We start from the raw sequence: 15698 nt of genomic DNA, 5'->3' as shown, positions 1-15698 counted from the left end.
GGCGACATGCATTAGTCTTCAAGCCTCGGCATTCACGCCCGCGCGGCGCCGCAGGCGCTCGGCCGCGAAATCCACGAACGCACGAACCCGGGCGGAAACCATGCGCCCCTCCGCGTGTACGATGTGGATCGGCACCGGCGCGCGCTCGTAATCGGCAAGCACCACCTTGAGCCGGCCGGCCTCTATCTCCGGCGCCACCTGGTACGACTGGAAGCGCGACAGTCCCCAACCGGCGACCGCCGCAGCGATGGCCGCGTCGTTGGTGTTGACGATGAGACGGGCGCTGATCGGAACGCGAATGCTGCTGTCACGGCCGAAGAGCCATTCCGAATGGCCGAAAAGACCCTCCCGGCCGATGACGCGGTGTTGAGCAAGATGCTGCGGCTCCGTCGGTTCGCCGAAGCGGGCGAAATAATCCGGCGAGCCGCAGAGAACCTGCCTGACCGAACCAACGCGGCGAGCGATGAGGCCCGAGGCGGGAAGCGCCGCGATGCGCACGGCGACATCCAATCCTTCCTCGACCAGGTTGGTCACCCGGTCGACGAAGATGGTCTTCACCTGCATGGCAGGGTAGCGATCGAGAAAATCGAGAACGACGGGGAGCACGTGGATGCGCCCGAAAAGGGCGGGCGCAGTCACCGTGAGCAATCCTGCCGGATGCGTGAAGCTGCCTGCCGCGTTGGCCTCCGCCTCGGCAATCTCCGCCAGAATGCGTCGACAATCAGCCGCATAGCCTTCGCCCGCCGCCGTCAGCTTTAGCGAACGGGTCGTGCGGACGAGCAGCCGCGTGCCGATCATCTCCTCCAGCCTCGCAATCGCCCGCGTCACCGATGGCGGGCTCATGTGCAGCATCTTGGCGGCAGGCGCAAACCCGCCGCTTTCCACCACCTGCACGAAGATCCGCATTGCCTGCCAGCGATCCATCGCCTTGCTGCTCCGTGCGCATTATTGCGTCCGGTGAAATGGTCTAGTGTCTTTCTGGGCGCTTATCAACGTCGCGTTTAACAATCATCTTGATGCCGTTCTATTCCTCAGGAGACAGACATGAAGCTCTACCATCACCCGCTGTCCGGCCATGCACATCGTGCCCGGCTCTTTCTCTCGCTGATCGGAATCGAGCACGAGCTTGTGCTCGTCGATCTCGGCAGGAAGGAGCACAAGGAGCCGCAGTTCCTCGCGCTCAACCCGTTCGGCCAGGTTCCGGTGCTCGATGACGGCGGTACGATCATCTCGGATTCCAACGCCATACTGGTCTATCTCGCTAAGAAGACGGGACGCACGGACTGGCTGCCCGAAGACCCCGAGGGCGCGTCCGCCGTTCAGCGCTGGCTTTCGGTCGCCGCCGGCCAGATCGCCCATGGCCCGGCGCAGGCGCGCCTCATCACCGTATTCAAGGCGCCCTATCGGCCGGAAGAGGTCATTCCCCGCGCTCACGCGATCCTGACGCTGATCGAGGCGGCGCTTGCGGGCCGGAGCTGGATTGCCGCCGAGCGGCCGACAATCGCCGATGTCGCGCTTTACAGCTACGTGGCAAGCGCGCCGGAAGGCGACGTGGACCTTCAGCCCTATGCCAACATCCGCGCCTGGCTGAACCGCATGGAGGCGCTGCCCGGCTTTGTCGAGTTCCAGAAGACGCCTGTCGGTCTGGCAGCCTAGAGCGGGATGAGGAAAAGTGTGCGCGGTTTTCCGCCCGCATCCCGCTCTAACTTATTAGAATCGATAACGTTTATGATTTTGGGTCGATTCGACCCAAAATCATCGTGATCTAGGGAGTCACACATCATGGACAGCCGTCTCCTCGATCCTTCGCCCTGGCATGCGGGCGAGCTTGCGCTGCAGACGCGGTCCGGTGTGGAAGCGCGCATGGACGAGATCGGTCGCCGGGTTCTGCGCGATCATCTGATCGACCAGCACCGCGAATTCTATCCCCTCCTGCCGATGGTGGTGCTGGGGGCGGTCGACCAGGACGGCGACGTTTGGGCCACGCTCCGGGCGGGGCATCCCGGCTTCCTCCATGCACCGGACGCTCGCCGGCTCACCGCCGAGCTCACCAGAGAGCCGGCGGACCCGGCCGAGGCGGGCATGGAGGATGGCGCCTCGCTCGCCCTCCTCGGCATCGATCTCGCCACCCGCCGCCGTAACCGGCTGAACGGCATCCTCAGCCGGCACCCGCGAGGGTTCGATTTGAGCGTCGGCCAGAGCTTCGGCAACTGCCCGAAATACATCCAGCTCCGCCAGGTGCAATTCGTCCGCGATCCGTCGGAGCCGCCGGCGGTACCCCCCACCTGGAGCTCAGAGCTCGATGCACCCGCCCGCGCCCTGATCCGGCAAGCGGACACCTTCTTCGTCGCCACCTATGCGGACCTTCCCGCCGGCCGGCAGGTGGACGTTTCCCATCGCGGCGGCCGCGCGGGATTCGTCGATGTCGGCGAAGACGGCTGGCTGACGGTCCCGGATTTCATCGGCAATCGCTTCTTCAACACGCTCGGCAATATCGCGCTTAATCCACACGCCGGGCTCGCCTTCCCGGACTTGTCGACGGGTGGCCTGCTGCAGATGACCGGCGCGGCCGAGCTCATGTTCGACCATCCCGCCAAGCCTCTCGAAGGGGCAGAGCGCTACTGGCGTTTCCGCCCGCGCCGCATCGTCTGGCGGCCGGACGCGCTGTCGATCCGCTACGATTTTGCCGAATGGTCACCCTTCGCGCTCGCCACCGGCACCTGGTAGCGTGCCTTCGAAGTCGTGGGCGATCGCCGCCGTCTTGGCGAACATCGCCGACATCGAGCAATAGTTCCTCGACAAGACGCGGTCAGGCCGTGACGCGCAAACCCGGTTCGCCCTCCTCGACCGCCCCGATGATCCGCGCTGCGGGATAGCCTGCGGCCACGATCTCTTCGAGCAGTGCGTCCACCCGATCGGCTCGGCATGATACGAGCAGGCCGCCGGAGGTCTGGGGATCGGTGAGGATGTGGCGCCGCCATAGCGGAAGATCGTCCGGCAAGGTGACGTCCATGCCGTAGCTTGCCCAGTTCCGGTGCGATGCGCCGGTCACGAAGCCTTGCTCTGCGAGTTCGGCGCAATGGGAAAAGAGCGCAATGGCGTCGGCATCGATCGCTATCCGCTTCTTCGACCCTCGCGCCATCTCGAGTGCGTGGCCGAGAATGCCGAAGCCGGTGACATCGGTGACGGCATGGACGGGAGAATGCTTGGCGAGCTCGGCGCCGATGCGGTTCAGGAGCGTCGTCGACTGGATGAGTTCGGCATAGGCATCTGCTGGCAGCGCGCCTTTCTTGAAGGCGGCTGAGTAGATCCCGACGCCGAGCGCCTTCGTCAGGATCAGCGCATCGCCGGCCCGCGCGCCACTGTTGCGCCTGATATTGGCGGTCGAGCCAGTGCCTATAACCGCGAGGCCGTAGATCGGCTCCGGCGAATCGATCGAGTGGCCGCCGGCGACCGGAATGCCGGCCTCGGCGCAGATTGCGCTGCCGCCCCTCAGGATCTCGCGCACCATTTCGGGCTGCATCTTGTCAATCGGCATGCCGAGAATGGCGAGCGCCATGATCGGTTTTCCGCCCATCGCATAGACGTCGGATATGGCGTTGGTCGCGGCGATCCGGCCGAAATCGAAGGGATCGTCGACCATCGGCATGAAGAAATCGGTGGTGGCGATCACGCAGGTCTCATCGTCGAGTTGCCAGACGGCGGCGTCGTCGCCTGTCTCGGTGCCGACGATGAGGCGGGCAAAGGGGCTGCCGGCCGGCTGATCGGCAAGCAGTTGCTGCAGGACCGATGGCGCCAGCTTGCAGCCGCAGCCGCCGCCATGGGCAAGCGCCGTCAGGCGCGGCAAGGTCGCGTTATCCATGGTTGCCTCCCAATGTTTCCTGTGGACCGCGCGCGACGCGGCACGATTGTGTGAATTGAACCGGAGCCGAATAAGGGCGAATTGATACAGCAATTCAAAGCGATACAGCGACGTTTGCGCGCCTGACCACAGTACACGACAGTAGTCAGCTTCTGCCACATTGGTTGGGGTACGGTAACGCATCTCCTCCTGCCCTCATTCCTGTGCCTGTCACAGGAATCCAGCCAGCCCAAGTCCTTGGGCTGAAAGAACCCTTCCGCGCCGCAGACGCGGCGCTGCTGGATCCCTGTGACAAGCACAGGGATGAGGGCAAAAAAGGCATCCGCCAAAGCCAATTGCATTACTGTCGTGTACTGTGGCGTCTGACCGGACGCGCGGTGCAGCAGCCCGGATGAAAATTTCGCGGAAAACCGGAGATGCGTCGGGCGCAGGCCGGAATGGCCCACCGCTTCGGCGGCGCCCCATGGCGATCGTGAGTGCGCAATGCCCCGAGCCTCGGGAGCGGCGTGCAAGCCCATAGTGTTATTATGGTTGATCCGAGTGAGAGCGTCAATTTGCCGGGGAACACGTGCCAGCAACGGTCAAATGGGTTCACGGAGATGTGAGAGAAATCGCTCGAACGTCAATGCTCCCGATTGTGTTCGCTGCGGTTAATACACGCTCGCACCAATTTAGATGTAAGTTGGATATCATATTGGGGATTTGGAGTTCTTATCGATTTGACAATAGGATAGGGAGGATTAAGATTTAAACTTGCAACGCCGATTTTACGTCTTTCTTGTCAAAAGGCAGACCCAAATTCTCCGGCACGCCCTTGTCGGCAAGGCCGGTTTCAGGGAGGTGTCATGCTATGAACATGGAACTCTCGCGGCGCCAATTCCTGGGCGCCGTCGGTGCCGGAGCGGCGGCCACGGCGCTCGGATCATTAGGCTTCGGTGAAATCGAAGCCGCGCATGCCGAAGCGATCCGTGCCTTCAAGCTCGTGAGCACGACCGAAACCCGCAACACCTGTCCCTACTGTTCCGTCGCCTGCGGCGTGATCATGTATTCGAAGGGTGACCGGACGAAGGGCGAGAAGGCGGAAATCATCCATATCGAGGGTGACACCGATCATCCGACCAATCGCGGTACGCTCTGCCCGAAGGGCGCGGCGCTGCTCGATTTCGTCAAGTCCGAAACGCGGCTGAAATATCCGATGATCCGCAAGCCCGGTTCGGACAAGTTCGAGCGGGTCAGCTGGGATGAGGCTCTCGATCGGATCGTCCGGCTGATGAAGGACGACCGCGACGCCAATTTCGTCGAGAGAAACGAGGCGGGCGTGCCGGTGAACCGGTGGACGACCACCGGCTTCCTCGCAGCCTCGGCGACAACGAACGAAACGGCATGGGAGACCTACAAGGTCGTCCGCAGTGCCGGGATGCTGGTCTTCGACAACCAAGCGCGTGTCTGACACGGCCCTACGGTAGCCAGTTTGGCTCCAACATTCGGCCGCGGCGCAATGACCAACTCCTGGACGGACATCAAGAACACCGACCTCGTGGTCATCATGGGCGGCAATGCCGCCGAAGCGCATCCTTGCGGATTCAAGTGGGTCACGGAGGCGAAGGCCAATCGCGGCGCGAAGCTGATCGTGGTCGATCCGCGCTTTACCCGGTCTGCGTCGGTCGCCGATCTTTATGCACCGATCCGCCAGGGTACGGACATCGCCTTCCTGCTCGGCGTCATCAACCAGTGCATCCAGAACGACAAGGTGCAGTGGGACTATGTCAAGGCGTTCACCAATGCCAGCTACATCGTCAAGGACGGCTTCGAGTACAAGGACGGGCTGTTCACGGGCTATGACGAGGCAAAGCGCGACTACGACAAGTCTACCTGGGACTATGACATCGGTCCCGACGGCTATGCCGTCGTCGACGAGACGCTGGCGAACCCACGTTGCGTATGGAACCTGCTGAAGCAGCATGTCTCTGTCTACACGCCCGAAATGGTGGAGCGCATATGCGGCACGCCGAAGGACAAGTTCCTGAAGGTGGCCGAAATGATCGCGGAATGCTCGTCGCCGACAAAGGTGATGACCTCGATGTACGCGCTCGGCTGGACACAGCATTCCAAGGGCTCGCAGAACATCCGCGCCATGGCGATGCTGCAGCTGATCCTCGGCAATATCGGCATGCGCGGCGGCGGCATGAATGCGCTGCGCGGCCATTCGAACATTCAGGGCCTGACCGACATCGGGCTGATGTCGAACCTGCTGCCCGGCTACCTGACGCTGCCGACAGAAAAGGAGATCGATCTCGAAACCTACATGTCGACGCGCGGCTTCAAGCCGCTCAGACCCAACCAGATGAGCTATTGGCAGAACTACAGGAAGTTCTTCGTCAGCTTCCAGAAGGCGATGTGGGGTGCGGCGGCGACGCCGGAAAACAACTTCGCGTTTGATTGGCTGCCGAAGCTCGATCTGCCCGGCTACGACGTCCTGCGCGCCTTCGAGCTCATGAACCAGGGCAAGATGACGGGTTACATGTGCCAGGGCTTCAATCCGCTTCTTGCGGCCCCGAACCGCAAGAAGCTTACGGACGCACTGTCGAAGCTCAAATATCTCGTCACCATGGATCCGCTCGACACTGAGACGGCGCGGTTCTGGGAGAACCACGGCGAATACAACGACGTCGATTCGTCACAGATCCAGACGGAGGTCATCCAGCTGCCCTCCACCTGTTTTGCCGAAGACGAAGGATCACTCACCAACTCCAGCCGCTGGCTGCAGTGGCATTGGCCGGGCGGCACGCCTCCCGGCGAAGCGATGACCGACAACTGGATCATGGCGCAGATCCATGTGCGTCTGAAGGAACTCTACCGCAAGGAAGGCGGAAAGTTCGCGGATCCGATCCTCAATCTCGACTGGGCCTATGCCGATCCCGGAGAGCCGACCGCCGAAGAGCTTGCCAAGGAGATCAACGGCAAGGCGCTTGCAACCGTCTACGACACCGCCGACCCGACAAAGGTCGTGGCCGAGGCCGGCAAGCTGATACCGGCTTTCGCGGCGCTCCGCGACGACGGCTCGACCTCGAGTGGCTGCTGGATCTATGCCGGCTGCTTCAACGAGAACGGCAACAACATGGCCCGGCGCGACACGTCGGACCCGGACGAGACCGGCGCCTATTCCAAATGGGCGTTCTCCTGGCCTGCCAACCGCCGGATTCTCTATAACCGGGCCTCGGCGGACGTGAACGGCAAGGCATGGGATCCGAGCCGCAAGCTGATCGAATGGGACGGCGCGAAATGGGCGGGTTACGACGTGCCCGATATCGCTCCGACGGCCAAGCCCACGGATGTCGGGCCGTTCATCATGAACCCGGAAGGCGTCTCGCGTCTCTTCACCAGGGGCATGATGCGAGACGGGCCGTTCCCGGCGCACTACGAGCCGTTCGAATCCCCGATCGGCAATCTCGTCGCCCCGAACGTGCGCGGCAATCCCGCGGCGCGGGTCTTTGCCGGCGATTTCGAACAGTTTGCCGAACCCGCTTCGGCAGAGTTCCCCTATGCAGCGACCTCCTACCGCCTGACGGAGCATTTCCACTACTGGACCAAGCATGTCCGGGTGAATGCCGTGCTGCAGCCGGAGTTCTTCGTCGAGATATCGGAAGAACTGGCGGCGGAGAAAGGCATCACCAAGGGCGGCTGGGTGCGCGTCTGGTCGAAACGCGGATCGATCCAGGCGAAGGCGGTCGTCACCAAGCGGATCAAGCCGCTGGTCTGCGACGGCAAACCGATCCATGTGGTGGGTATACCGTTGCATTGGGGGTTCACCGGGGCGGCGAAGAAGGGCTTCGGCCCGAACTCGCTGACGCCGTTCGTCGGCGACGCCAACATCGAAACGCCGGAATACAAGGCGTTCCTGGTCAACATAGAGCCCATTGCCGGGCCGGTGGCTTGAGGAGGCCAGAGCCATGTTCCCGCCCGTCCCAAATCCAACCACCGCCCCGCAAGGTCCGAAGTTCGGTGAAAAGGACCTGATGCGGCGGTCGGCGTCGACCGTGACGCCGCCCGCCGAGCGCCAGACCGAGGTGGCCAAGCTCATCGACGTCTCGAAATGCATTGGCTGCAAGGCCTGCCAATCGGCCTGCATCGAATGGAACGACACCCATCCCGCGCTCGAGACCAATACCGGCGTCTATGAAAATCCGCACGATCTGACGCCGGACATGTTCACGCTGATGCGGTTCACCGAATGGGAGAACCCCGAGACCAACAATCTGGAATGGCTGATCCGCAAGGATGGCTGCATGCATTGCGAGGACCCGGGCTGTCTCAAGGCGTGCCCCGCACCCGGTGCGATCGTGCAATATTCGAACGGTATCGTGGATTTCGTCCACGAGAACTGCATCGGCTGCGGCTATTGCATCAAGGGATGCCCTTTCAACATCCCGCGGATTTCCGAGGTCGACCACACCGCCTACAAATGCACGCTGTGCTCCGATCGCATCGCCGTCGGCCAGGGGCCCGCCTGCGCCAAGGCGTGCCCGACGCAAGCGATCGTCTACGGCACCAAGGACGAGATGAAGAAACATGCGGAAGGGCGGATCACCGACCTCAAATCCCGCGGCTTTACCAATGCGGGTCTTTATGACCCGCCGGGCGTCGGCGGCACGCACGTGATGTATGTGCTGCACCATGCCGACAAGCCGGAGATCTATGCCGGCCTGGCCAACAATCCGACGATCAGCCCGGTCGTCGAGGCCTGGAAGGGGGTCACCAAATATGCCGGTCTCGCCGTGATGGGCGTCGCGGCGGTCACCGGTTTCCTGCATTACATGGTCAACGGCCCCAACCGCGTCTCTGAAGAGGACGAGGAGGCTGCCGAGAGGTTGACGGGAGATCGTTCCTCATGAGTACGAACACGGAATATGACGTTGGCAAAGGCGACAGCGTTCATGCCGGCAAGCCCGTCACCGTCGACCGCTATACCGGCGGCGCGCGGATCAATCACTGGATCACCGCCGGAAGCCTGGTGCTGCTTGCGCTTTCCGGCCTGTCTCTTTTCCACCCGCGGCTTTTCTTCCTGTCCTCGCTGTTCGGTGGCGGCCAGCTGGTTCGCGCCATTCACCCGTGGATCGGCGTCGTCCTGTTCTTCAGCTTTCTCGGCCTGTTCCTGCGTTTTTGGAAGCTCAATCTCTGGAAGCGCGAGGACGGCACTTGGCTCGCGCGCGTACGCGATGTGCTCGCCGCGCATGACGAGCGCCTGCCTGAAATCGGCAAGTACAATGCCGGGCAGAAGCTCGTTTTCTGGTCCATGTCGATCCTGATCATCGTGCTGATCACGTCCGGCATCGTCATATGGGATGAGTATTTCGCGACTTACACGACAATCGAGCAGAAGCGATGGGCCCTTCTCGTGCACGCGATCGCCGCCGTCCTCGCGATCAGCGTCTGGATCACCCATGTCTATGCAGCGATCTGGGTAAAGGGTACGATACGCGGGATGGTACGTGGTTCCGTGACCGGCGGTTGGGCGTGGCGGTATCACCGCAAATGGCTGCGCGAACTTGTCGCCAAACCGCCTGCGAAAGACGAAAAGAGGACCGCAGCCGAGTAGGAGCGGTTCAAAGGTCGCGGCGACCTTGCGCGTCTCAAGACGCGCGGCGTTGCAAGGGATTAGATCACGTGGCCCGTCGGGTTCGTGAGGGAGTGTGATGAAACGCAAAGACGCCGCAGCGCCGGATCCCACTGCAATTGGAGATGTTTCGTCGCCGCCGTTTGCGCGCCTTCCCGATCCCGCTTCGCTTTTTTCCGCCCGGTCGCTCCGCCTGCGCCAACTGGCCGAAGCGAGCGACCTTGCCCCCTATCTCAATTTCGTCGCCGCGCTCGCTGCAGTCCAACACGATATCCAGGCCGATCTTCCGCTCGCCGAAGGCCCCGACGCCGCGGCGGTCCTACGCGCGCGTGAGTTCGAAATGCCGCCGCTCCATCGCCATGGAATGGAGGACGGCGAAACGATCAACATGATATTCGATCGTCTGTTCGCCGCCGCCAACGCAATCGAGAAACCGGCCCCGGCCGCCGATGCACTCGCGCGCGTCGTCGCGGCCGATCGGGAAGCACGTCTTGCCATGGCCGATACCGTCCTCTCCGGCTCCTTGCCCGCGGACGCGATCGCGGAACATATCTTTATCTGGGCAGCGCTTCAGGTGCACTTCGCCCGGCTCGCGTCGCTTCTCGACGAGAAGAAGCTCACGCCGGTCGCCGACGGCGTTTGCCCGTCATGCGGCGGTCGGCCGGTATCATCCATGGTCGTCGGCTGGCCGGGCTCGCACGGCGCGCGGTTCTGTTCCTGCTCTCTTTGCTGCACCTTGTGGCACTATGTCCGGGTCAAATGCGTGCTTTGCGGCTCCACCAAGGGGATCTCCTACCGGGAGATCGAAGACCACGGCGGGATCGTAAAGGCGGAGACCTGCGACGAGTGCCATGGCTGGACGAAGATTTTCTACCAGACCAGAGAGCCGGCGGCAGAACCGATTGCCGATGATGTTGCGAGCCTGAGCCTCGATCTCCTGATGCGCGAAGGCCCTTATCACCGTGGCGGCTTTGCGCCGCTTCTGGCCGGCTTCTGAGACGCGGCGCTGTAGGGGAGGGCTGTAATGGATGCCAATGTCAGATTGCGTGACATCCCGTCGGTGGACGAGCTTCTCCGATCGGCCGCTGTCGTCGAAGCGATCGAATGCTTCGGACGGCAGCCCGTAATCGAAGCCTTGCGGAACGTCCTGGCCGCGATCCGGAATGAGGTGCGTGAAGGCGGAGACATCCCTACCTCGGATGCCATCGCGACTGCTGCCGTCGCGGCGCTGGAGACGAATGATCGATCGACGCTCCGCCCGCTCTTCAATCTGACGGGGACCGTGCTCCACACCAATCTCGGCCGCGCCTTGCTGGCTGAAGCGGCGATCGACGCCGCGACGGAGGCGATGCGCGAGGCGGTGGCGCTCGAATTCGACCTTGAAAGCGGCAAACGCGGCGAAAGGGACGATCACCTGCGCGCACTCGTTTGCGAACTGACCGGTGCGGAGGATGCGACCGTCGTCAACAACAATGCCGCGGCCGTGCTTCTGGTGCTGAACAGTCTTGCGGCGGGCAGGGAAGCGATCGTCTCGCGCGGCGAGCTCATCGAAATCGGCGGAGCATTCCGCATGCCGGACATCATGTTGCGCTCCGGCGTCCGCCTCGTCGAGGTCGGCACCACGAACCGCACGCATGCCAGGGATTATCGCGACGCCATGGGACCCGATACGGGCCTGATGATGAAGGTCCACACCTCCAACTATCGCATCGAAGGCTTCACCAAGGAGGTGGGGGCGCGCGAGCTTGCGGAGATCGCCCATGAGCGTGGGCTTCCGCTCGTGAACGATCTCGGCTCCGGCACGCTCACTGATCTTGAACGCTTCGGACTTGCGCACGAGCCGACCGTCAGCGAAGCGATCGCCGATGGCGCGGATATCGTCACCTTTTCAGGCGACAAGCTCCTTGGCGGACCGCAGGCCGGCTTCATCGTCGGGCGCAGCGCCTTCATCGACAAGATCAACAGGAATCCGATGAAACGCGCGCTGCGGGTCGACAAGATCCGTCTTGCGGCGCTGGAAGCGACGCTGCGGCTCTACCGCGACCCGGATCGCTTGAGCGAACGTCTTCCGACGATGCGGCTGCTCGCGCGTCCGAGGGCCGACATCAGCGAGCAGGCCGCACGGCTGGCGCCCTTGGTGGAGCGCACGGTAAAGGGCGCCTTCAACGTTTCGGTCATTGCCTGCGAAAGCCAGATCGGCTCCGGCGCGCTGCCGCTCTCCACCGTGCCGAGCGCGGGGCTCGCCTTGGCGCCGCTATCGGGCAGCGGCCGCATTCTCGCCGAGCTGGCCGCGGCACTCAGGCGTCTTCCGATGCCGGTCATCGGCCGAATCGAACGCGGATCGCTGGTCCTCGACTTGCGTTGCCTCGAGGACGAAGAGGGTTTCGTTGCCAATCTCGAACACCTCGATCCGCCGGGCGGAGGACCTTCGTCGTGAGCCTTTTCAGCCGTTTCTCGCGAAAGCCGACCGACAGCGATGTCTCCGGCGAGGCCTCCATGCCCAAGGCGCTCGCCGCCGCCCGCAATGGCGACTTTGAGACCGCCCTCGCGATCTGGGAACCCTTGGCGCGGGCTGGAGACGCGCGGGCGCAGAACAATATCGGCGCGTGTTTTGCCGGCGGATTGGGTGTGCCGCGGGATGCCGACCTGGCTTATCGCTGGCTGAACTTGTCCGCCGAGGCAGGCGATCCGGTCGGCCTGCGCAACTTCGCCTCCCTCCTGTTCAAGGGCGAGGGGATCACACCGGATTATCAAAGGGCCGCAGCGCTTTACCGCAGGGCGGCCGAACAGAACGACGCCGAGGCTCAGGACATGCTGAGCTGGATGCTGCTCGAGGGCGATCTCATCGAGCCCGATTTTGCGGAAGCCCACCGCTGGGCGCTCGCCGCCGCCGAGAACGGTTCGGCCGCGTCGATGACGCGGCTCGGGATGCTCTACCACAATGCCATCGCGGTCGCGCGCGATCCGATCGAGGCGGTTTACTGGTGGGGACGCGGCGCGCGTGCGGGTGACGCCGACGGGCAGGCGATGCTTGGCGCAGCCTATCATCTGGGAAGCGGCATCGCCCGCGATCCGATCGAAGCCTTCGCCTGGCTCTTGAGGGCGCGTGAAGGCGGCAGCGCGCTGGCCGCGCCATTCTTCGACGTCGTACGCGCCGCGCTCGACCCGGAGGAACTGGCAGAGGCGGAGCGTCGCGCCGCAATGCCGCTGTCCGAAACGGCGGACCCGTCACAGCCTGCAAGCGAAAGGAATGAACAGTGATCGTCGGCACTGCCGGTCATATCGATCATGGCAAGACGTCGCTCGTACGCGCGCTGACCGGCATAGACACCGATCGGCTGAAGGAGGAAAAGGATCGCGGCATTTCGATCGACCTCGGTTTCGCCTATATGCCGGTCGAGGGCGCGGAGACCATCGGCTTTGTCGACGTCCCCGGCCATGAGAAATTCATTCACACCATGCTTGCGGGTGCCGGCGGCATCGATTTCGTCCTGCTGGTGGTCGCGGCCGACGACGGCGTCATGCCGCAGACGCGCGAGCATTTTGCCATCGTCGATCTTCTCGGCATCGAAAACGGCATCGTCGCCATCACCAAGGCCGATCTCGTGGCGGAAGATCGCCTTCAGGAAGTCGAACGTCAGATGCGAGACGAGCTCGCGGGTTCGGCACTTGCCGATGCCCCCATGATCCCGGTTTCGACCATATCGGGCAGGGGGGTGGCATCGCTTCGCGACGAAATCGTCGGTGCGGCACGCTGCTTCACACGACGACGGACATCGGGCCGCTTCCGGCTGGCCGTCGACCGTTCCTTCACCATTCAAGGAGTCGGCACGGTGGTCACCGGAACCGTGCTTTCGGGACAAGTGGCGGTGGAAGACCGCGTCACCATCAGCCCTTCCGGCCCCGACGCGCGGGTGCGATCGATCCACGCGCAGAACCGGCCAAGTGAAACTGGCCGTGCGGGCGATCGCTGCGCGTTGAACCTCGCCGGCCCCGGCATCACGAAGACGGCAGTTGGTCGCGGCGATATGGTCTGCGACCGAAGCCTGCATGCGCCGACTGGCCGGATCGATGCGACGTTGCGTGTACTCGCCTCGGAGCCGAAGCCGATCGGCCACTGGTTCCCGGTGCGGCTTCATCACGCCTCAGTCGAAGTCGGAGCCCGCATTGTCCTTCTGGCTGACGAGCCGGCAGTGCCGGGAGCGCGCACGCTCGTCCAGCTCGTGCTGGAGCGGCCGATCGCGGCGGCGGCCGGAGACCGGTACGTCGTTCGCGACACTTCTGCCCGGCGCACGATCGGCGGCGGTCGCTTTCTGGATCTGCGCGCGCCGGCGCGCAAGCGGCGCACGGCGGAGCGGCTGGCGCAACTCCAAGCCCTGTCGCTCACCGATCCGAAGCAGGCGATCGAGGCCTTGCTTGCCGTGCCACCGTTTTATGTCGACATCGGCGCCTTTGCACGCGACCGGGCGATTGCCGAAACAGAAGCCGGCGCACTGGCCCAATCGTTGAGCGTCGTACAGCTACCGCTGGATGCGGCGACGCTCGCCACGTCCGAGACGAGTTGGGAAAAATTCCGCAGCGACATCCTCGCAAGACTGAAGACCTTCCATGCGGATAATCCGGACCTTCTGGGAATAGGCGTCGAGCGGCTGCGGACGCTGGCGGCGCTTCGATTGCCGGTGCCGGCCTTTCGGGCGGCCTTGCAGGCACTCGCTCGATCGGGCGAGATCGCGCTCGATGGAGCCTGGGTCCGCCTTGCCGACCATCGGGTAACGATGGCTTTGGCCGATGAAAGGCTCTGGCATGATATCAAGCCTTTGCTCGACGGAGCCGAGCGGTTTCGCCCGCCGCGCGTGCGCGATATCGCGGGATTGCTGGCGATGCCCGAGGCGCAGGTGCGCCGGCTCTTGAAGCTCGGCAGCCGCATGGGCAAGGTGCACGAGGTGGCGCACGATCATTTCTTCCTACGCGAAGTGGTCGCGGAGATGGTCGCGGTTATCGTGGAGATCAGCGAGGCCGCCGACAAAGGTTGGTTCACCGCGATGCAGTTTCGCGATCGTCTCGAAAACGGCCGCAAGGTTGCGATCCAGATCCTCGACTTCTTCGATCGCCACAGCGTCACGCTCAGACGCGGCGATATGCGCCGCCTCAATCGCAACCGTCTGGACCTTTTCGGCAATTTGTCGAATGGTGCCAGCGAGAAGGACATTTTTTCAGGAGGAGATTCGTCCCCGGTGGGGCGTCCGGACTTCAAATCCGGGAGGGGTCGAGAGACGGCCTTTGGTGGGTTCGACTCCCACTCTCTTCCGCCATCGCGCGAAATTCGGAAATAGTCGTCCGGGGCCTACAGCGCCGCGCGTCTAACCAGACGCGCAAAGGTCGCTGTAGAACTTTGAATTGCTGCATGATTTTGTCCTTAAATCGATTCCGATTTAAGGAATCATGCAGTAGCGTTCAGCTGAAATAGCCCGGATAGAGAAGCCGTAACTCGTCGATATCCGGAATGACGGCGCTCAAGTGATGCATCATCGCGTCGCGGGCGCGGTCGGGTTCATGCGCCGCGATCGCGTCGCGGATCGTCATATGCTCCTCGATGACGCTATCCATGCGGCCAGGCACCGGTAGCGTCAGGCGGCGGGTGCGGTCGATCTGTAGCTTCACAGTCTTCAGGATGGTCCAGATGCCCGGATAGCCGGCGATTGCCGAAATAGCCTCGTGGAAGGCCTCGTCCTGCTCGTGAAATAGCGAGGGCTCGTTATGCGCCGCGTGGACGCGCTGGCGGGCGATGATCGCGTCGAGCCTGGTAATATCATCAGTGGTCGCGATTTCAGCGGCATGTTCCACCGTCGTGCGCTCGAGCGATTTGCGGATGACAACGGCTTCGGGAATGGCGGAGACCGGAATTCGCGACACGAAGGTCCCGGATTGCGGGAAGATTTCAACCAGACCGGCTTCGGCCAACCTCAGAAGCGCCTCGCGCACCGGCGTCCGGCTGACACCGAATTCCTCGGAGATGCGTTTCTCCTGCAGCGCGACGCCCGGCTTCATCTGCAGCGAAAGGATCGCGGCATAGAGCTGTTCGTAGATCGCCGATGCCGTCGTCACCCGGCGAACCTTGACGCCGCCAGGCATCGCAAAAGACGGCGACGACACGTCCGGGCGTTGGCGTTGCGACATGGAGCAAACTCCATTGGTTGACTCGGCTTTGAATACTAGTATATC

11 protein-coding genes, 1 tRNA gene and 1 pseudogene are annotated in these 15698 nt (G+C 63.1%); 10 read left to right on the top strand and 3 right to left on the bottom strand.

The genetic code is table 11. The features are described 5' to 3' along the window. Positions 1–18 precede the first annotated feature (18 nt). Positions 19–924 carry a LysR family transcriptional regulator gene (locus QN224_RS08975; protein ID WP_283976371.1) on the bottom strand — a complete coding sequence of 302 codons (906 nt, stop codon included), beginning with the start codon at positions 922–924 and terminating at the stop codon, positions 19–21. Between the two features lie 120 nt (positions 925–1044). Here QN224_RS08975 and QN224_RS08970 point away from each other — a divergent pair, with 120 nt between their 5' ends. After that, positions 1045–1656: a glutathione S-transferase gene (locus QN224_RS08970; protein ID WP_283976370.1), complete on the top strand. Its 612-nt coding sequence runs from the start codon at positions 1045–1047 to the stop codon at positions 1654–1656. A gap of 126 nt (positions 1657–1782) precedes the next feature. Continuing rightward, positions 1783–2727, top strand: coding sequence for a pyridoxamine 5'-phosphate oxidase family protein (locus tag QN224_RS08965; RefSeq protein WP_283976369.1), 945 nt, complete (start codon positions 1783–1785; stop codon positions 2725–2727). A gap of 82 nt (positions 2728–2809) precedes the next feature. Here the strand turns inward: QN224_RS08965 and selD are convergent, their stop codons facing one another. Further along, complete coding sequence (gene selD, locus QN224_RS08960) at positions 2810–3862, bottom strand: selenide, water dikinase SelD (protein WP_283976368.1); 1053 nt, start codon at positions 3860–3862, stop codon at positions 2810–2812. A gap of 850 nt (positions 3863–4712) precedes the next feature. Here selD and fdnG point away from each other — a divergent pair. From fdnG to QN224_RS08920, 8 genes and pseudogenes are all read left to right on the top strand, one after another. Further along, complete coding sequence (gene fdnG, locus QN224_RS08955; protein WP_283976367.1) at positions 4713–7799, top strand: formate dehydrogenase-N subunit alpha; 3087 nt, start codon at positions 4713–4715, stop codon at positions 7797–7799. 13 nt (positions 7800–7812) lie between these two features. Then, complete coding sequence (gene fdxH, locus QN224_RS08950; protein ID WP_283976366.1) at positions 7813–8754, top strand: formate dehydrogenase subunit beta; 942 nt, start codon at positions 7813–7815, stop codon at positions 8752–8754. Further along, positions 8751–9458, top strand: a complete 708-nt coding sequence (locus QN224_RS08945) for a formate dehydrogenase subunit gamma (RefSeq protein WP_283976365.1) — start codon at positions 8751–8753, stop codon at positions 9456–9458. Before fdxH ends, QN224_RS08945 begins: the two co-directional genes overlap by 4 nt. A 97-nt stretch (positions 9459–9555) precedes the next feature. After that, complete coding sequence (fdhE, locus tag QN224_RS08940; RefSeq protein WP_283976364.1) at positions 9556–10473, top strand: formate dehydrogenase accessory protein FdhE; 918 nt, start codon at positions 9556–9558, stop codon at positions 10471–10473. Positions 10474–10500: 27 nt separating this feature from the next. Then, on the top strand, positions 10501–11913 hold the full coding sequence (gene selA, locus QN224_RS08935) for an L-seryl-tRNA(Sec) selenium transferase (protein WP_283976363.1): 1413 nt from the start codon (positions 10501–10503) through the stop codon (positions 11911–11913). A gap of 59 nt (positions 11914–11972) precedes the next feature. Next, positions 11973–12737, top strand: coding sequence for a tetratricopeptide repeat protein (locus QN224_RS08930; RefSeq protein ID WP_283976909.1), 765 nt, complete (start codon positions 11973–11975; stop codon positions 12735–12737). Further along, positions 12734–14569 (top strand): annotated as a pseudogene (gene selB / locus QN224_RS08925) (selenocysteine-specific translation elongation factor); the annotation flags it as partial. The gene QN224_RS08930 and the pseudogene selB, both read left to right, overlap by 4 nt. Before the next feature lie 123 nt (positions 14570–14692). Further along, a tRNA-Sec gene (locus tag QN224_RS08920) sits at positions 14693–14788 on the top strand. Between the two features lie 142 nt (positions 14789–14930). Here the strand turns inward: QN224_RS08920 and QN224_RS08915 are convergent. Next, a complete protein-coding gene (locus QN224_RS08915; RefSeq protein ID WP_283976362.1) occupies positions 14931–15653 on the bottom strand; it encodes a GntR family transcriptional regulator in 723 nt (240 codons plus the stop codon). Positions 15654–15698: the final 45 nt, after the last annotated feature.

Origin of the sequence: Sinorhizobium sp. 7-81 (genome assembly GCF_030124405.1) — a bacterium.
In the GTDB taxonomy this organism is placed as follows: Bacteria; Pseudomonadota; Alphaproteobacteria; order Rhizobiales; family Rhizobiaceae; genus Sinorhizobium; species Sinorhizobium psoraleae.
This window is presented reverse-complemented; position numbering and strand designations above follow the sequence as displayed.

Excerpts from the sequence above, each read along its gene's own strand:
- QN224_RS08975 (WP_283976371.1), bottom strand. The coding sequence starts at position 924 with ATGGATCGCTGGCAGGCAATGCGGATCTTCGTGCAGGTGGTGGAAAGC.
- QN224_RS08970 (WP_283976370.1), top strand. The coding sequence starts at position 1,045 with ATGAAGCTCTACCATCACCCGCTGTCCGGCCATGCACATCGTGCCCGG.
- QN224_RS08965 (WP_283976369.1), top strand. The coding sequence starts at position 1,783 with ATGGACAGCCGTCTCCTCGATCCTTCGCCCTGGCATGCGGGCGAGCTT.
- selD (WP_283976368.1), bottom strand. The coding sequence starts at position 3,862 with ATGGATAACGCGACCTTGCCGCGCCTGACGGCGCTTGCCCATGGCGGC.
- fdxH (WP_283976366.1), top strand. The coding sequence starts at position 7,813 with ATGTTCCCGCCCGTCCCAAATCCAACCACCGCCCCGCAAGGTCCGAAG.
- QN224_RS08945 (WP_283976365.1), top strand. The coding sequence starts at position 8,751 with ATGAGTACGAACACGGAATATGACGTTGGCAAAGGCGACAGCGTTCAT.
- fdhE (WP_283976364.1), top strand. The coding sequence starts at position 9,556 with ATGAAACGCAAAGACGCCGCAGCGCCGGATCCCACTGCAATTGGAGAT.
- selA (WP_283976363.1), top strand. The coding sequence starts at position 10,501 with ATGGATGCCAATGTCAGATTGCGTGACATCCCGTCGGTGGACGAGCTT.
- QN224_RS08930 (WP_283976909.1), top strand. The coding sequence starts at position 11,973 with ATGCCCAAGGCGCTCGCCGCCGCCCGCAATGGCGACTTTGAGACCGCC.
- QN224_RS08915 (WP_283976362.1), bottom strand. The coding sequence starts at position 15,653 with ATGTCGCAACGCCAACGCCCGGACGTGTCGTCGCCGTCTTTTGCGATG.